The sequence below is a fragment of the Flavobacterium algicola genome (assembly GCF_022399565.1).
In the GTDB taxonomy this organism is placed as follows: Bacteria; Bacteroidota; Bacteroidia; order Flavobacteriales; family Flavobacteriaceae; genus Flavobacterium; species Flavobacterium algicola.
In genome coordinates, this window is record NZ_JAJTUT010000001.1 from 241583 (window position 1) to 260505 (window position 18923).

Consider the following 18923-nt stretch of genomic DNA (forward strand, 5'->3'; position numbering starts at 1 on the left):
CTTGATTATATTCCTGTATCTTTGAGCATCATTCATAATCAAAAAAATGTCACAAAACGTCCCAGAATTAAAACTTGCTGTCCTTATTGATGCAGATAATGTACCTTACAGTAATGTAAAAGGTATGATGGAAGAAATTACCAAATTTGGTACTCCAACTACAAAACGTATCTACGCCGATTGGACTAAACCAAATGCTAATGGATGGAAAAGTGTCTTGCTAGAGCATGCCATTACTCCCATTCAACAGTATAGTTATACAGTAGGAAAAAATTCTTCAGATTCTGCCATGATTATTGACGCAATGGATTTGCTGTATTCGTACAAAGTGGATGGTTTTTGTATTGTATCTAGCGACAGCGATTTTACAAGATTAGCCATTAGACTACGCGAATCTGGAATGAAAGTTATCGGAATAGGAGAGAAAAAAACTCCTAATTCTTTTATTGTAGCTTGTGATCGTTTTGTTTATATCGAAGTGCTGGATGGTGCGATCAAAAAGAAGACCAAGAAACCAAGCGCGTCAAACAATTCCTCTGTTATAAATGCTAAAAAACAAGCACCTCCAAAAACTTTAAACACAATTGATGTTCAAACTATTGACCTCATAGAAGATACTATTGAAGACATTGGTGATGATAGCGGTTGGGCTTTTCTAGGAGATGTAGGAAACTTAATTGTTAAGAAGAAACCAGAATTTGACCCAAGAAATTATGGTTTTTCTAAACTTACTCCTATGTTGAAGTCGCTAACAGATATTCTAGAAATAGACGAAAGAGACTCTGATAAAAAAGGAATTAAGCACGTTTACGTTCGACTAAAAATAAACTAATTTAGTCCACTCCAAAATTATATTTCAAACATGAGAAAGCAATTTTTTATTTACGGATTGATACTTTTTATCATTACCGCATTGGTTTACTATTACTTAAAATTAGGTTTTTTACTGCTTATAGTGTTGCCTATTATCTTGATCATAGGATTCTACAATACAGTACAGAAAAAACATGCCATTTTAAGAAACTTTCCTGTTTTGGGCTATGCTCGGTATTTGTTTGAAATGATTGCTCCAGAAATACAGCAGTATTTTATCGAGCGTTCTACAGATGGAAAACCATTTTCTAGAAACCAACGTTCTCTAGTATATCAAAGAGCCAAAAATATTGATGCAAATACTCCTTTTGGTACCCAGTTGGATCTGAATCAAAGTAGTTATGAGGGTATCAAACACTCAATTTTTCCCGCGACGGTAAACGAAGAGCTTCCTCGCGTCTGGATTGGTGGACCGCATTGCAAACAAAAATACAGTGCCTCTTTACTAAACATATCTGCTATGAGCTTTGGTTCGCTTAGCGAAAATGCTGTTAAAGCATTAAATATTGGTGCTCATAAAGGACAGTTTTATCACAATACAGGTGAAGGTGGTCTGACTGATTTTCATTTACAAGGTGGTGATGTAACTTGGCAAATTGGTACCGGTTATTTTGGCTGTCGTACTCCTGACGGAAATTTTGATCCTGAAAAATTTAAAGAAAAGGCCAACCTTCCCAATGTTAAGATGATTGAGATAAAATTATCGCAAGGTGCTAAGCCAGGACACGGTGGTGTGTTACCAGCTGCAAAAAACACAGAACAGATTGCAAAAATAAGAGGTGTTGATCCCAACATCACTATTTTCTCGCCACCATCACACAATGCATTTAAGGACGCAAAAGGTTTAATTTCATTCATTGCTGAATTGCGAACATTGTCTAATGGAAAACCTATTGGATTTAAAATGTGTATTGGTGATAGTAAAGAATTTGAAGATGTATGTCACGAGATGATTCTGGCAGATTGTTATCCAGATTTCATTACAATTGATGGTGCAGAAGGCGGAACAGGAGCGGCTCCTTTAGAATTTTCTGATGGTGTAGGTATGCCTTTTGAACCTGCACTTATTTTTGCCAACAAGACATTGATCAATTTAAATATTCGTGAAAAAATCCGCATTATTGGAAGCGGAAAAATCATTTCGGGCTATTCTATTTTGCATGCTGTGGCCCTTGGTGCCGATTTATGTAACAGCGCAAGAGGATTCATGTTTTCTCTTGGATGCATTCAAGCATTGCGTTGTCATACCAACCAATGCCCAACTGGAGTAGCGACTCAAGATAAAATGCTGATGAAAGGTTTAGTTGTTGGCGATAAATCAGACAGAGTCTATCATTTTCATAAAAATACGCTTCATTCTGCAAATGAGCTACTTGCTGCGACCGGAAAAACTACTTTTGATGATGTAGATATAAATATTTTCATGAGAGGTGACGAATTCAATCATTTATCTGATTTGTATTTCCCTGACAATTTATCAAAACATACATCACTTTAAAAAAATACCTGCTTACATTCAATCTATTATTTTGATTAAATGCAAGCAGATTTATATTTTACTACGTATTTAAGCTGAAACTTCTTTACATGAGTTTAATTGCAAACACTTAGCAATTGACTGATACAGTTCCTCTTTATTAATTGGTTTACTGAGATAGTCATTCATTCCTATCTCAAATACGCGCTGTTTTGTTGTTTCCATAACATCTGCGGTTACTGCAATTATAGGTACATTACTATTTAGCAAACCTGCTTTACCATTTCTAATTGCCGTTGTTGCTTCGTATCCATCCATAATCGGCATCTGCAAATCCATTAAAATTATATCGATAGTTTGATTTCTTAAGATCTCTAATCCTTCCTCACCATCATTAGCGAATACAAATTTGGTGTTTTCCCACTTTTTCAATAGCATTTTAATTACTAATTGGTTGATCGAATTATCCTCTACTACAAGTATAGTCCTTCCTTCTAAATCGTAAGTCAAAGGTTTTGTTGTAACAATTTCCATCTTCGCATCAGATACAACATCATAATCTAAGGTTACTACACAGCAAGTTCCTTTATTAGCATAGCTATTCAGTGAAATTGTTCCTCCTTGCATATTAACCAAAGTTTTCACGATATAAAGTCCTAATCCTAAACCTCCAAATTTTCGTTTGTTATCAATATTATGTTGCGTAAAAGAATCAAATATAGTATCCATTTTATCTTTTGAGATTCCAACTCCAGAATCAGATATAGTGAGGATTAAACTAGCTTGACCTTTTGATTTAGGTAGTGATTCCACTTCAAATTTCACAAAACCTTCAGAAGTAAATTTTATAGCATTACTTACAATATTATTAATTATTTGGACCAACCTAATTTCGTCACCGCAAATCATTTCAGGAAAGGTGCCGCTTTTCTTAAATATAAATTCCAAGCCTTTATCCTTTGCTCTTAGCTCAGCATTATTTTTTGCTTGTTCTATTACAGAAAGCGGACTAAAATTTACTTTATCCATTATAATTTCCTTTCTTTCGATCTTAGAAAAATCCAGAATATCATTTACAGAACTCAGTAAGCTATGCGATGAATATTTGATTACCTGACAATTTTTCTTTATCCTCTCATCGATGACTTCACTTGAAACAGAGTCAATCAAATTCATAATAGCGTTGAGCGGTGTTCTCAATTCATGGCTTATGTTTGATAAGAAATACGTTTTTAAATCATTCATTTCTTGCGCCCGAACCAAAGCTACGCGGTTCAATTCATTTCGTTCGTTCCTTAAATTTCGAATTAAATTAGCCATAGATAGTGATAAAAATATCACCTCAAGTCCAGTACCAAACTTGGAACTATTTTGAATTAGAAAAGTGTTGGGAAGCAAACCGAAATTATTAAGAATGAAAATTCCAAATCCTGAGATTAAAAATAAAATACCAGTTGCAAAAAAGGCATCTACTTTTACTTTCTTACGCATCAAGGATATGATAGCGCTAATAATAAGCACCAATATTAAAAACCCAATAACATTTGCAATGGGGTAGCAATATGACAAGGTTGCTGGAATAAAAAGAATAAAGAGTATAAGCAAAAATGCAAATAAATACAGTACTCGAAATGATTTATATATGAATTGATTATGTTGTCTTATTCTTAAAAATGCTTCACTGTATTTACCTAATAAAACTCCAGTTCCCATGGCGAAAATTAGAACAGCGTGTTGCGAAATCCACCCACCACTTGGATCTATATATTTATAGAAGTAACCATCTAACGACAACTGCATCATTCCGACAAAGAATACGTAAAGACTGTAATATACAAATGTAAGCTCTCTAACTGCATAGTAGAAGAAGAAGTAAAGGATTGCAGCTATAAAGAGAATTCCGTAAAATATTCCGAAAATAAATTGCTCAAAAGCGGTGTCATCGTTAAAGCGGTCAGCACTAGTTAAAATTAATGGCATTTTTATCACCTCACCATCACTCTTTAAATGAAGGTATAATTCTAAATTTGCTTTTGGTTTTACTTTTAGTTTAAAAATAGTTTTGTGACTAGAGTAATCCCTTTTATCGAACGGCATTCTGTCACCACTTACAGATTTAACAATAGTACCATCTTGTTTATCAATAACGTACAACTCTACTCTATCAGTAATAGGGCGCGCTGTTTCAAAATAATAATCGAGAGTTTCAGTGGTTGCATTCTGCAAAGAAATTTTGCTCCACCAGTAATTGTCAGTAAAACCTAAATCGTCAGATCCTGACTTTAAATCAGTTGGCTTATAAGTATCAAAATCTTTTATAATGGTTTTGATAGAAATTTTTTTCTGTCCTACATCGATGACAGAAGCATAGTTTTGAAGTGAAACCTTTTGAGGAATAGCATCTTGTTGAATAATATACTGAGATTGAGACGTCGCAAAACACAACATGAAAAAAAACAGTATAACAGCATTACAATTAGACTTGGGGTAAAATAATTGCATAGTAGTTATTTAGGATTTAATACATTTACGAAAAAAAAGTACGTACGGATTTAAAAAAAAGTAAACATCATATAATTTAAAGTTAAAATTAAAAACACAAGATACTAAATTTCGATTCTTGACGTTGTTCAAAATTTATTAATTTGACCACTATAAAGTAAATATTACAATTAATTAGACAAAGCTTACTATCATTATGGTTTAATTCGCCTCTATTAGAACTAAGAATCTATTTGTCATTTTAGTACTTCATTTATTAAACCTTGTATATTTAGGCACTTGGACACAGTCTTATATAAAAGTAATTTGTCGATAGGTTTTGACAAGTAATCGTTCATGCCAACCTCAATTACTCGCAACTTAGTAACTTCCATAACATCTGCAGTAACCGCAATGATTGGTATATCATTATTTTCAGCGCCAGCTTCACCACTTCTAATAGCAATGGTGGCTTCATACCCATCCATAACGGGCATTTGAAGGTCCATTAGAATTAAATCAATTTTATTATTTTTAACAGCTTTCACACCTTCCTCCCCATTATCTGCAAAAAGTACATTTGTATTTTCCCATGACTTAGTAATCATTTTAATAATCATCTGATTCATCTTATTGTCTTCAACTACCAAGATTGTTTTACCACCCAAATCATACTCCATAACCTTATTTTTCTCAACTACCTGCTCATCGACTTCTACTATATCAAAATCAAGAATGATTTTACAGCTGGTTCCTCTACCTATTTCACTTTGAACAGAAAATTTACCGTCTAACATAGTTACCAATTCTCTAACTAGAAATAATCCTAATCCTCCAAACTTTCTTTTATTATCTATTTTATATTGAGAAAAAGAATCAAAAATACTGTCCATTTTATCACTTTCTATTCCGACTCCTGTATCAATAATTAGGATAGATATTTGTGCTCTTCCGTCCTTCATCAAATGAGATGAAATATCAAAAGTAATTACTCCTTCTGCAGTGAATTTTATAGCGTTGCTTATCACATGATTGATAATTTGTACAAACTTTTTTTCATCGCCAGAAATAAATTTGGGGAAATCATTAGACGCAACAAAATTAAATTGTAAACCTTTCTCCTCAGTACGGCTTTGCGCACCTTCTTTTATGACCATTAAAGTTTTTAAAGGATTAAAGATTACATTTTCAATTTTTAACTCGTTCTTCTCCAATTTAGTAAAATCCAAAATATCATCAATTGAGTTTAATAAAATTCCGGAATAGTTTTGAATGTTTTCGCATTTATCAATAATATCCTTATCGGTAGTTTTTTCAGAAATATATTTACTAAAATTCGTTATTACATTTAATGGAGTTCGTAATTCATGACTTATATTACAGAAAAGATAACATTTTAAATCTTTCATTTCTTGAGCCTTAATCAAGGCCATTTTTCTTAATTTATCTTTCGCTTGCCTTAACTTAAATAGAATAAGAACCTCCTTTATTGTAAATAAAATTATTGTGAGCGATATACTAATTTCTGTACTTTCTTTTACTAAATCGGTTGCAGGCAAAATGCTATAGACCTTCAGACTATAAGTTATATATCCCGTTATAAGCGTAGCGAGGCCGAAAACAAAAAACAGTTCTAAAGAACGACCTTCTTTCTTATTCATAATTATTCCTATTGCGATTAAAATAAAAATTACAAACCCGAAAGTTGTAGCGATCATCAAAAAGACATTTGCATCATAAGGAAAAAGGCATGATATAGGGAATAGGATAATATTTAAAATATAAAATATCTGAAAAAACAAATACAATGGTTGGTTGTTTTTCTTGACTTTTAATGAAAGTTTACCAAATTTTGCCAAGAGTAAACCCGTAATTATAAGAATCAATAAAAATAAGTTATTAATTTGAGTGCTAGAGATGGCATTAAAATAATTAATAAAATAGCCATCTAGCATAAAAGGAATAAATCCACTAAATAAAATAAAGAAGGACAGAACAAGGATCTTAATACTGCGCATTGCAAAATACAAAAACAACATAAATAAGGAGAACTTAATGAGAAGCCCGAAAACCAAACCATCAAAAAATATGTTTTGTGCCATAGTCGTGTAAAACGATTTATACGTATACAATTTAATAGGTACACCTACGACCCCACCACCTGAATTATAATGAATATATAAACTAAGATTAGCAGTTGAAGCAATATTGAAATCAAAAAGAATAGAGCTACTATCTAATATTTTTTCCGTGCTAGAAATTGATACGTTTTTTAATCACTTTCTTGGTTTTCTCATCAACAATATACAATTCCACTAATTTGGTCATCGGCGTACCCGTTTATAACAAGTACGTTAAAGTTTTTTCTGTCGCATTTTGTATGTTTACTTTCAGCCAATAATTATCATTCGAAAAACCAAAATATTCTTGATCTACAGGATGCAGTTTAAACTTTATAGTTTCAAATTGAACCATTGCATCAGTCAGGGTAATCGCATTATCATGAAGATTAAGCACTGTTGCAAAGTGATGTAAATCAATATCATTTACCAAATTATTCTGCTTGATCACAAATTGAGAATAACTATTTGAAAACACCATCAGTCATACTATAATGAATTTCATAAAGTAGGGTTTTTTATTAAGATTGCGGTTAGCTTGCGCAAAAGTAATTCAGGAACTAAATGTTTAAAGATTATATCGATATGAATACGAATAACTGTCGATGAGTAGTGCAATACAGTAGCTAAGTTGTCAAAAATAACAAGCAATATTTGCTAGAAAACTCTATTGAGAATACAATTAGACATCTCAATACTATAATTGAATAATTCAATTTTTCTAAAATAATGTACCTTTGGGTACTCACTATAAAATATAATTATGCAACTAGTATTTGCCTCCAACAATAAAAACAAAATAAAAGAAGTACAACAATTATTACCGTCTACTATTCAAATCCTAAGTTTAGCAGAGATTGGTTGCCTTGAAGAAATTCCAGAAACTGCCGACACAATTGAAGGAAATGCAATTTTGAAAGCCAATTACGTAACAGAAAAATATGGTTACGATTGCTTTGCCGATGACACAGGACTTGAAGTAGACGAACTTGATGGCGCACCAGGAGTGTACTCTGCACGTTATGCAGGAGAACCTACAGATTCTAATGCTAATATGGACAAACTACTTTTAGCATTAGAACAAAAGAAGAACAGAGTGGCGCAATTTAAAACTGTTATCACACTCAACCTTAACGGAAAGCAAACACTTTTCACCGGTATTGCAAAGGGTACAATTACAGAAAAACGATCTGGTGCTGCGGGTTTTGGATATGACCCAATATTCAGACCTAGCGATTATGAAGTAACTTTTGCTGAAATGTCATCAGAATTAAAAAACGAAATAAGCCATAGAGGAAAAGCGACACGATTATTAATTGATTATTTGAATAACATAAAATAACTATTATTCGCATCTATTTTTATAAATGTTTTTCATTCACCTGACTATCAAAGAACTCTAAAAAATAGAAACTGATAAAAAAACCGTACTAATTTAAGATAACTTTCTGATAATCAAATATCAATAAATCATTAAAACTTAGCGGATCATTAGTATATCTGAAATATTTCTAGTACTTTTGCACCCTATTTAAAATTACATATGAATAAATTTGAACAATTAGGATTGAGTGAATCGTTACTGAAGGCGATTTTAGATCTAGGATTTGAAAATCCGACGGACGTACAGGAGAAAGCGATTCCCCTATTATTGGAAAAAGACACAGATTTAGTTGCGTTGGCTCAAACAGGGACAGGGAAAACGGCAGCTTTTGGTTTTCCAGTCATTCAGAAAATTGATGCTGACAATAGAAATACACAGGCGTTAATTTTATCTCCAACACGCGAATTGTGTTTACAGATTACCAACGAACTTAAAAACTACTCTAAATACGAAAAAGGTATTAATGTGGTAGCAGTTTACGGCGGGGCTAGTATTACAGAACAAGCAAGAGACATTAAAAGAGGAGCGCAAATTATTGTTGCAACTCCAGGTAGAATGCAAGACATGATTAATAGAGGATTGGTAAACATTACTCAAATTAACTATTGTATTCTTGACGAAGCAGATGAAATGTTGAACATGGGATTTTACGAAGATATCGTAAACATCCTATCAACTACACCTGATAGTAAAAGTACATGGTTGTTTTCTGCAACTATGCCAGCTGAGGTAGCTAGAATTGGTAAACAATTTATGACTGACCCAGTTGAAATTACAGTAGGAGCTAAAAACTCTGGTTCTGCAACGGTTTCTCACGAATTTTACTTAGTAAATGCACGTGATCGTTACGAAGCTTTAAAACGTTTGGCCGATAGTAACCCAGACATTTTCTCTGTGGTTTTCTGTAGAACTAAACGCGATACACAAGCTGTAGCCGAAAAACTAGTAGAAGACGGATACAGTGCTGCTGCATTGCACGGAGATTTATCTCAAGCGCAACGTGATGGTGTAATGAAATCTTTTAGAGGTCGTCAAATTCAAATGCTTGTTGCTACTGACGTTGCAGCTCGTGGAATTGATGTTGACAACATTACTCACGTAGTAAACTACCAATTACCTGACGAAATAGAAACTTATAATCACCGTTCTGGCCGTACTGGTCGTGCTGGTAAATTAGGTACTTCTATCGTTATTGTAACTAAAAGTGAATTGCGTAAAATTTCGTCTATCGAAAGAATCATCAAACAAAAGTTTGAAGAAAAAACAATTCCTTCAGGAATTGAGATCTGCGAAATTCAATTGTTGCACTTAGCTACAAAAATTAAAGACACTGAAGTTGATCACGAAATTGACAACTACTTGCCTGCAATTAACAATGTACTTGAAGATTTGTCGAAAGAAGAATTGATCAAGAAAATTGTATCTGTAGAATTTAATCGTTTCATCAACTACTACAAAAAAAATAGAGATATTTCTACACAATCTGGTGACAGACGTGAAAGAGATAGCGCTCCAAGAGAAGGTGGTAATGCTGGTGGTGCAACTAGATACTTTGTAAACATTGGATCAAGAGACAATTTTGACTGGATGTCATTAAAAGATTACTTAAAAGAAACATTGGACTTAGGTCGTGATGATGTCTTTAAAGTAGATGTAAAAGAAGGATTCTCTTTCTTTAACACAGATCCAGAACATACAGATAAAGTTATGGAAGTATTAAACAACGTACAATTAGAAGGACGTCGTATTAATGTTGAAATTTCTAAAAATGATGGTGGCGGAAGACGTGACCACAACGGAAGAAGTTCTGGTGGTGGTTTCGGTGGCGGAAGAAGTTCTGCTCCACGAAGAGAAGGTAACTTTGCTCCAAGACGTGAAGGTTCTGGTGGTGGCGGTTTCAGATCTGACAGAAACTCGGCTCCTAGAGAAGGTGGTTTCGGCGGAAGAAGTGCTGCTCCAAGACGTGAAGGTGGTTTCTCTGACAGAGCACCAAGAAGCGAAGGTTCATCTGATAGAGCACCTAGACGTTCTGAAAGCTTTGGTGATTCACCAAGACCAAGAAGACCAAGAAGAGATTAATTACTTTTGTTAATTTTCTTGTAATTATACAATGAAACTACAAAATATTTAAAGCTGATTTATTACTTTTAGAGTCTTAAATCAGTTTATGAAATATTTTGTAGTTTTCTTTTTTTTACTATTATCCATATCCACTCAAGCTCAAGAGTCTACTATAACTCAAAAGGTTACGGGTTATATTTATAATGACAATACTAAACTTCCTTTGAATGACGCCAACGTCATCAATATAAATAAAGTAAGAGGCGCTCAGACCGATCCTAAAGGTTATTTTGAAATTGATGTGCGTCCCAATGATACTTTACACATCTCATTATTAGGTTTTCAATCATTGAGAGTAAAAGTTACCAATGACTGGTTAAAGAACAAAGTAGCCAAAATATTCTTGACTGAAAGAGCTATAGCTCTAGAAGAAATTGTAATCAAACCATTTAACCTTACCGGTTACCTTGAAGTCGACTCAAAAACTATTCCCCTTAAAGAAAATTTCCGTTACAGTATTTCTGGATTAACTAGTGGTTACGAGACTGGTGAATATTCACCCAATGCTTTTAATAAAATTTTAGGTTCGATTTTTAATCCTGCCGATATGCTTTACAATGTTTTTAGTAATAAAGGAAATGAATTCCGAAAACTAAAAGACATGAAAAAAGATGACACTGTTCGCAACTTATTAGCTTCTAAATTTGATCGTGAAACGCTAGCAGTACTCTTAGGTCTGGATAAAAAAGATATTCCCGAAATTTTACAACGCTGTAATTATTCCGAGTCTTTCATACAAACTGCAAATGATTTACAAATCATGGATGCAATAAGTGGTTGCTATGAAGAATATAAAATTTTAAAGAAAGTAAAATAAACATCATAAAAATAAATTAAAAGTCCTCAAGTTGATCTCCAATTTGAGGACTTTTTTTTGTTTACTTATTTTAGACAAATTTTCTATTAATCGATTGAATATTTTGATTTAGGTACGGAAACTGGAAAAATAACTAGCAAAACAATTTTCGCATTCCTTTATTAATTACATTTACTCAAAACCCACTAACCCAACACTACTATGTCAAAAGGTCAAGACACTAAGAAAACAGTCAAAAAAGAGCCAGCTAAGACAGCTAAAGAAAAAAAGGAAGAGAAGCGCGATAAAAAGAATGCTCCTAAAAGAGATTAGCAATTACTAGTTAATTGCATATTGTAATTTTCATCATGAAAATCCGCAACTAAGTATAAAGCAAAAAATGCGCAATTTTCTCAAATAGCGCATTTTTTGTTTATTTTTTTATTTTGAAATTATCTTCTAGCGTTAAAAAATTCCTCCAAACTTTCACAGTAAGAGAGATCACCATCATATTGCGGGTATTGTGACGCTACGCTATCAAATGGATCTGTAAAACCTCCTTTAGCATAATCTTTCATTCTTAAACACAATGCTTTAAATTTACTTGTCTTCGCATTTGCAAAAGCCAAATCATAGTAATATTGAGCTTTTTGAGCATTTTGATATTCTATTTGATCAATATATGATTCATCATCACCATCGCCGTATGAGCTCGAGAATCTTCGCATCATCCATGAGTTTCCAGCCTGTGACATATTAAGATAGCAATTGGCCACCAAAAAATAATAATAGTCTCGATCTTTGGTATTTTGATTGCTCGCCAGGTTCAAATATTTTATTAAATGCTGCGTTACAGATAATTTAGTAACCAAGAAAGACTCCTGATGTTTAATAAATTTGTCAGTATATTTAAAATCATAAAATGGATTGGAGTCAAAAGCATAGTTTTCACCCATCGTTCCACGCTCCCACCCGTTATAGTTGTTTTGCCAGTAATCATTACCCATTGCATAAAATACGGCATAAGCACGGCTTAAATCGTTTTCACGAATATATTTTGTGCCCAACAAATCCATCAAATATTCTTTATCCTTTAGTAACGAACGATACATTTTCTTCTCAAAATCAGTAAAAGACCCTTTGCTAATTCGATCCACGATCCTTTGTAAATCATTTGGAGTATACACAAAATCCAAATAATCGAAATAGGTATAAAATACTTTTAGATTACCCGAATTTTCTAATCGATTGCCTTGCCATTCAACCTCTCTGCTATAACCATCATAACTGGACGGATTTGCCAAAGCAATTAAGGCTAATCCATCTGCTTTATTATTTAAGAATTCTAATTCTCTTCCCAAAGCAAATAAAAATCGGTTATCTGATTGGTATTTCAAAATTATAGACTGCACAACTTCTGGAACAATTGCTTTATTTATTTCTTGATTCGAAACCAAGCATAATGCTTTTATCTTCTGAATCTGATCGAATGCCTTTTCATTTTTGTACTGTATTTCAGAGGATGCAATTGCAGCAAGACATTCATCGTACTTTTTAGTCATGAACAATAACTGAATTTTGGAAGCCTTCACTAGCATTGGATTCTCAACTGTAGATAGCGAAATACCAGTAACAAAATCTAACACTTCCTTCGCATATAACCGATCTTCCTCTGATCTTTCGCGCAATAAATTGGTCGTTGCTATTTCTGAACCGTTAAAATAAGTACTCGCAAAAGCAACCGATGGTAAATAATTGGTGTAGTAGGGAGTGTACACCCAATCTTCAATTTTATTTATTTCACGAAGCAACAAAAAGCTAAAAATTCTAGACTTAGGATCTCTTGCATATATTTCTTGTAAAAACGTCAAATTTTTATCTACTTTTTGTACCGAAGCATAGGCATATACATTTGCACTATCTTTTTCGGTTAATGCTTGACTTAATGTTTTTTGCAAATCAAATTCCTCACCGAAATAGTAATAAGTTGCCCTTTTTTTTCAGCAGAATTTGCCATCACACTAGCTATTGCTACAGCGGCATTATCTTTACCAAAACAGTCAAAATACAAACTCCAGTAGTAGAGGTAATCTTTTTTTCCATTTTTAAATTCAGTTTCAAATAACGAATGGATTTGATTATACTCTTTAGCATAGTAGGCTACTCGTATTGCCAAAAATGCATACTTTCGTTTCAAAAAAATATTTTTCTCAACCTTGTAATGCTGCAATAATCGTTTTAAAAATGCATCACGATTCACTTGAATTTCAGCATCATTTCGCTCCCAAGCATCATACAACTCAGCAGCATTAATTACTTCACTTTTTTTAGCCATAGTTAAATACTCCAAAACAGCAGTTGCTTTTGTTTGATACAAATAATTTATAAAAGCATTTGGTGAATCTGGATGTATGTCTGTTAGCTTAGCATCATACATAAAAGTATTGATTGCATCGATAGGAACTTTTTTACCTAGAAATTGATGCCAATCGGCAATGTTCGACTCATATCCAAACGTACTTGCGCTACTGTCGCTGTATAAATTGGCATTGTAGTTAAAGGCAGCAAAATCTTGATAGTCAAAATAACTGGGTAAGAATAAGCAATAGCGTACATCTTCCCCATAGGGTGAGTATCCACATGCGGCTACTTGCTGCAAACTACTTATTAAAAGCGCTGTAAATACTAGAAATTTCTTCATTGCTAAATTGTTTGAATGTTCCCTTCTTTAAATCAAATAAACTGATGGTAGTTTCTCCATCAAAAACTACATTTTCTTTTATCACAGCAATTGCTTCTTGCAATTGAGTAGTACTTATCTCTTCACTTTTAATTTGATCACCCGCTTTTAAATAGGTTGAATAGTTGATAGTTGTATCGTTTTGCACTTCGTACCATAATGGTTTTACATTTTTGGCAAACGACTGAACTTCCTTGGTTGTCAACTGAAGCAACGATACAAATTGATTGTTTTGGTACAGCTGTGACCAATAAAAAACAGGCAAAGCCACGTCCAGCGGCAATTGATATTCTGTTTTGTGGTTTAAATATTTTTTTAACTCCTCAATATCTAGAATCGAGTTTTTTCCTTTTTCGCTCAGTGGTTTAATCAAATTATAACACATCAACATTGCTCGATCTACAGGTGGCACTCCCATAATATCAGGATATTTATACGGATATAAGCGTAAGGTACAACTCAATTTTTTGCCCGAAAGGGATTTGATTTTCTTCAATAAATAAAAATATTTATCCTTTGTGGTTTTGGTCCAGTCGCAATCAATCTGGATTTCGTCATATTCAAACAAGACTTCCTTGTCACCATAGTCGTCTTTATGGTACTTATCAATTAAGAACACAATATCGTCAGCCAATTTATCCAATTTCTTTTCATCATTGTATTGGAAGATGCCATTTCGAATAAAAATAGTTGGAATAATTTTTACAGAATCTAGGTCTCGCAATTCATAACTACTCAATTTATTTTTCTCATACGGAAAGTTGCCCTGCACATCATTATAATCTACTTCAAACAATTTCACATACAATTTATGTACGTTAAGATCCTTCAAATGTTTACTCTCTGTTTCTCCCAAACCGCTATTGCTTTTCCAAAAATAGAACGCAGGAGACACCTTTACTGGCTGACTTTTCTCTTTACAGGAAAGAATAAGAGACAACACAAAACCAATCAAAAACACTTTTTTCATATACGACATTCTTTACAAAATATTATTTCAAAAGTACAAATTCACTTTCAATTCTTACAAAAAAAACTCGCTTATTCCTAAGCGAGTTTGATATCCTTTGTCTTTCCGATTTAATACAATCTATTATACTACTTTACAGGAATATTAGCCAAAACAGCCAATAAGAATTTCCAGAATTTTTGTGAAGAGGAAATACTCGCTCGTTCATCTGGGCTATGTGCACCTAGAATTGTAGGACCGAACGAAATCATATCCATTTCAGGATAATTCACTCCCAGAATTCCACATTCTAATCCAGCATGACAAGCAGCAACGTTTGGTTTATCACTATGTAATTTTTCATAGATAGGCAATAATGCTGCAAGAATTGCAGAATCTGGGTTTGGTGTCCAGCCAGGATACGCGCCACTAATTTCTACTTCGCATCCCATCAACTCAAAAGCCGACTGTAAGCTAGCTCCCAAATCATACTTAGCAGTTTCTACAGAAGAGCGTGTCAAACACATCACTTCTAGTTTACCACTTCCTACTGTTACGATTGCAATATTATTTGAAGTTTCTACCAAATTATCAAAATCTGCACTCATACTATAAACACCATTGTGGGCTGCATACATAGAACGTACAAAATAATACTGCGCCATTGACGGCATCACATTCTGTGGCGTATTCTCCAATTTCTCAAAAACTACTTCAAGATTTGAGTCCATAGTTCTCAACTCGTTTTTCACATCATTGACTACTTGTTGCATATCAAACTCAAAAGCCTCATCATAAACCGAAGCAATTATTACCTCTGCAACGCTCTCTCTCGGAATCGCATTGCGTAAACTTCCTCCTTTTATCGTTGAGATCTGCAATCCAAAATTATCAAAACCATCAAATAAAATGCGGTTCATAATTTTATTGGCATTACCCAAACCTTTGTGAATCTCCATTCCAGAGTGTCCACCATTTAATCCTTTTACTGTAATTCTATACCCTACAGAACCTTCAGGAGTTGGCTCCTCATCATATTCAGCAACAGCAGTAACATCGATTCCACCTGCACAACCAATTCCGATTTCGTTATCTTCTTCAGTATCCAAATTCAGTAAAATATCACCCTTTAAAATACCCGCTTTTAAATGAAAAGCACCAGTCATACCTGTTTCCTCATCTACAGTAAACAATGCTTCGATTGCAGGGTGCGGAATATCAGTACTTTCTAGTATTGCCATAATCGCAGCAACACCAAGACCATTATCTGCTCCCAAAGTAGTACCTCTAGCACGTACCCAATCTCCGTCAACATACATTTCAATCCCTTGGGTATCAAAATCAAATACGGTATCGTTATTTTTTTGATGAACCATATCAAGGTGGCCTTGCAAAGTTACCATTTTGCGATCTTCCATTCCTGGAGTAGCAGGTTTGCGTATAATCACATTTCGAATTTCATCTTCAAAAGTTTCAAGACCCAGCTGCGTCCCAAAGTCTTTCATGAATGCAATTACACGTTCCTCTTTTTTGGACGGACGAGGAACAGCATTCAAATCTGCAAATTTATTCCACAAAGCCTGTGGTTCTAGGTTTCTTATTTCTTGACTCATATTAAAGTTGGAATTTTACATTTAAAAAAACAAAGTTACAAAGTTTAAAAACAACGCTCCCGTTTGTTCAAGATAATTTGGGCGTGCCACTAGTATAAAAAGTGGCTAAAGCTAGTTTGCGCATACAAAGCCCCTTTTTATACTACTGTCGGGCTTTCGGCGCTACTGCGGTATCTTGCCTCTATCCCTCACGCGACCCGGCACGCCTAAAACCGAGTCATTATGAGATCGAGTCAATTTCCGTTCAGAAAAAAAAATCAATGGTGACACACTCATCAAGTAGAACAATTACATGCAGTCTACGTATCTTTATCTTTTTAAAGCATTCGAAAAAAAATAACAATGGCACGAAAAAACGACAAAGAACATAGCGATCAAATGCAACCTACTGCAACAAAATCATCCTTTGCACCCATTTCTAACCCTACTATCGAAATATTGATTTTGGGTTCCTTACCCGGCGACAAATCCATCGAACTCAACGAATACTACGGCCATCCGCGCAACCGATTGTGGAAAATATTAGCTACAATTTCCCACCTAGCGATACCTGAAAATTACAACGAAAAATTGGCGCTCATAAACCAATTAAAAATCGGACTTTGGGATGTAGCAAATAATGCAAATCGCACTGGGAGCCTCGACAGCGCCATAAAACACGAAGAGCCCAATGATTTGGATAATTTCATAATTAAGCATCCAAAGCTTAAAATCATAGCCTTCAACGGTAAAACCTCTGAAGCCCTTTTCAATAAATATTTCGAGAAAAAAAACACAATAACTTATCTCTCTCTACCAAGTACAAGTCCCGCCAATGCGAGGTTTACCTTCGAAAAAATGTGCGAAGCATGGCAAGCTATTTTACAGAAATAATATATTTAAATTGTGAAAATAGATTAATATACCATATAGGTAAGACTAATTTTTTTGATTAAAATAAAAAAAGAGGCACTTTACCACAATCCTAGACAAAAGAAGCTTTATCTTGTCTATTCTAGATTACAAAATGCTACTACATGAATAATAAAATACAATTAAAAGATGCTATCTCGATCGGAATTGGGGGGATGGTTGGTGGGGGGATTTTTGCAATTTTGGGACTTGCTGTATCTTTAGCCCAAGGTGGAACACCTGTTGCGTTTTTACTCGCTGGAATCGTAGCACTAATTACTTCCTATAGTTATGTTCATCTATCTAAGACCTACCCGAATAGAGGCGGAACGGTAAAATTTATCAACCAAGGTTTCGGAATTTCAATTTTTAGTGGTGGTGCAAATAATTTATTATGGGTAAGTTATATTATCATGCTGTCCTTGTACGCTTCGGCATTTGGTTCCTATGCGCCCAACCTATTTCAAATCACTGCAGATAAAAATATTGACTCACATATTTATGCTAGTCTAATAATTATCGTAGCTACAGCTATTAATTATTATAGCATTAAAGTAGTCGGCAAAATAGAATCCTATGCAGTAATCATCAAGCTTATTATTCTTATTGGCTTTATTGGTTTGGGAATTTATGGTCTTAACGGGAATGCTAATATTTCCCAGCTCGCTTTCTCAAATTGGGAATCTCCTGTGAAACTATTTGCTGGCGGAATGATTATTTTTGTTGCTTATGAGGGTTTTGAGTTAATTGCCAATGCTGCCCCAGACATTATAGAGCCCGAGAAAAATATTGCCAAAGCCTATTACTATTCGGTAATCTTTGTCATCCTACTTTATATCATCATTGCTATTGTTACTGTGGGCTCACTTCCTTTTGACAAAATCGCCACTGCCGAAGATTATGTTCTGGCCGAAGCTGCCAAACCTATGTTGGATCAAATTGGTTTTTCTATTATAACCGTTGCTGCATTAATTTCTACATTCTCCGCGATCAATGCCTCATTATTAGGCGGTAGTCGCGTGAGTTATGAAATAGCCGAAGATGATGAATTACCGCATCATTTTTTATCAAAATTGTGGGGGCAGCCCATAGGTTTACTTATAATGGCTATTGCTACTTTAGTTTTGGTTAACACACTGGATTTAGAAAGTATATCGACAGCAGGGAGCATTGGTTTTCTATTCATTTTTGGAATCGTTAATTATGTAGGCTACAAACTTTCTGAGGAAGTCAACGGAAATAAAATAATTCCTCTTGCAGGAATGCTACTCTGTTCATTAGCTCTGGTTATTTTGATCCAGCAACAATTAAGTTCAAATGTTATCGGAATTGTAATTGCTGCATTGATAATTGCATTTTGTTTTATTATCGAATGGCTTCATAAACATTATAGCAAGCCTGAAAATGAAATATCTAATTAGCATTTAAATGAGTCAGTCTATAAAACGAGAATCTATTTTAAAATTTCGACTTAGAAA

General features: G+C 34.0%; 14 protein-coding genes. 7 read left to right on the forward strand and 7 right to left on the reverse strand.

Annotation, left to right across the window (positions count from 1 at the left end; translation table 11 throughout):
- Positions 1-46 precede the first annotated feature (46 nt).
- Positions 47-832 carry an NYN domain-containing protein gene (locus LXH21_RS01020; RefSeq protein WP_239861948.1) on the forward strand — a complete coding sequence of 262 codons (786 nt, stop codon included), beginning with the start codon at positions 47-49 and terminating at the stop codon, positions 830-832.
- Between the two features lie 30 nt (positions 833-862).
- A complete protein-coding gene (locus LXH21_RS01025) occupies positions 863-2371 on the forward strand; it encodes an FMN-binding glutamate synthase family protein (RefSeq protein WP_239861949.1) in 1509 nt (502 codons plus the stop codon).
- A 69-nt stretch (positions 2372-2440) separates the two neighbouring features.
- Here LXH21_RS01025 and LXH21_RS01030 read toward each other — a convergent pair whose 3' ends face one another.
- The 3 genes from LXH21_RS01030 to LXH21_RS01040 all read right to left on the reverse strand — a co-directional run bounded on the left by LXH21_RS01030 (position 2441) and on the right by LXH21_RS01040 (position 7432).
- Positions 2441-4852, reverse strand: coding sequence for a hybrid sensor histidine kinase/response regulator (locus LXH21_RS01030; protein ID WP_239861950.1), 2412 nt, complete (start codon positions 4850-4852; stop codon positions 2441-2443).
- A gap of 236 nt (positions 4853-5088) precedes the next feature.
- Entirely contained in the window at positions 5089-6933 is a 1845-nt protein-coding gene (locus tag LXH21_RS01035) for a response regulator (RefSeq protein ID WP_239861951.1), read from the reverse strand.
- Positions 6934-7171: 238 nt separating this feature from the next.
- Positions 7172-7432, reverse strand: coding sequence for a 7TM-DISM domain-containing protein (locus LXH21_RS01040; RefSeq protein ID WP_239861953.1), 261 nt, complete (start codon positions 7430-7432; stop codon positions 7172-7174).
- A 282-nt stretch (positions 7433-7714) separates the two neighbouring features.
- Here LXH21_RS01040 and LXH21_RS01045 point away from each other — a divergent pair, with 282 nt between their 5' ends.
- From LXH21_RS01045 to LXH21_RS01055, 3 genes are all read left to right on the forward strand, one after another.
- A complete protein-coding gene (locus LXH21_RS01045; RefSeq protein ID WP_239861955.1) occupies positions 7715-8293 on the forward strand; it encodes a non-canonical purine NTP diphosphatase in 579 nt (192 codons plus the stop codon).
- Positions 8294-8494: 201 nt separating this feature from the next.
- Positions 8495-10414, forward strand: coding sequence for a DEAD/DEAH box helicase (locus tag LXH21_RS01050; RefSeq protein WP_239861957.1), 1920 nt, complete (start codon positions 8495-8497; stop codon positions 10412-10414).
- Positions 10415-10502: 88 nt separating this feature from the next.
- A complete protein-coding gene (locus tag LXH21_RS01055; protein WP_239861959.1) occupies positions 10503-11273 on the forward strand; it encodes a carboxypeptidase-like regulatory domain-containing protein in 771 nt (256 codons plus the stop codon).
- Positions 11274-11704: 431 nt separating this feature from the next.
- Here the strand turns inward: LXH21_RS01055 and LXH21_RS01060 are convergent, their stop codons facing one another.
- From LXH21_RS01060 to LXH21_RS01075, 4 genes are all read right to left on the reverse strand, one after another.
- The gene (locus tag LXH21_RS01060) at positions 11705-13210 is read right to left on the reverse strand and encodes a hypothetical protein (protein ID WP_239861961.1); all 1506 of its coding nucleotides are present in this window, start codon (positions 13208-13210) and stop codon (positions 11705-11707) included.
- Complete coding sequence (locus LXH21_RS01065) at positions 13195-13953, reverse strand: hypothetical protein (RefSeq protein ID WP_239861963.1); 759 nt, start codon at positions 13951-13953, stop codon at positions 13195-13197. The genes LXH21_RS01060 and LXH21_RS01065 overlap by 16 nt, the downstream gene beginning before the upstream one ends.
- Positions 13913-14962 carry a hypothetical protein gene (locus LXH21_RS01070; protein ID WP_239861964.1) on the reverse strand — a complete coding sequence of 350 codons (1050 nt, stop codon included), beginning with the start codon at positions 14960-14962 and terminating at the stop codon, positions 13913-13915. Before LXH21_RS01070 ends, LXH21_RS01065 begins: the two co-directional genes overlap by 41 nt.
- 128 nt (positions 14963-15090) lie before the next feature.
- Positions 15091-16554, reverse strand: coding sequence for an aminoacyl-histidine dipeptidase (locus LXH21_RS01075; protein WP_239861966.1), 1464 nt, complete (start codon positions 16552-16554; stop codon positions 15091-15093).
- Positions 16555-16896: 342 nt separating this feature from the next.
- Between LXH21_RS01075 and LXH21_RS01080 the strand changes: the two genes are divergently transcribed.
- Positions 16897-17427, forward strand: coding sequence for a DNA-deoxyinosine glycosylase (locus LXH21_RS01080; protein ID WP_239861968.1), 531 nt, complete (start codon positions 16897-16899; stop codon positions 17425-17427).
- 143 nt (positions 17428-17570) lie between these two features.
- Positions 17571-18866, forward strand: a complete 1296-nt coding sequence (locus LXH21_RS01085) for an APC family permease (RefSeq protein ID WP_239861970.1) — start codon at positions 17571-17573, stop codon at positions 18864-18866.
- The last annotated feature ends 57 nt before the right edge of the window (positions 18867-18923 follow it).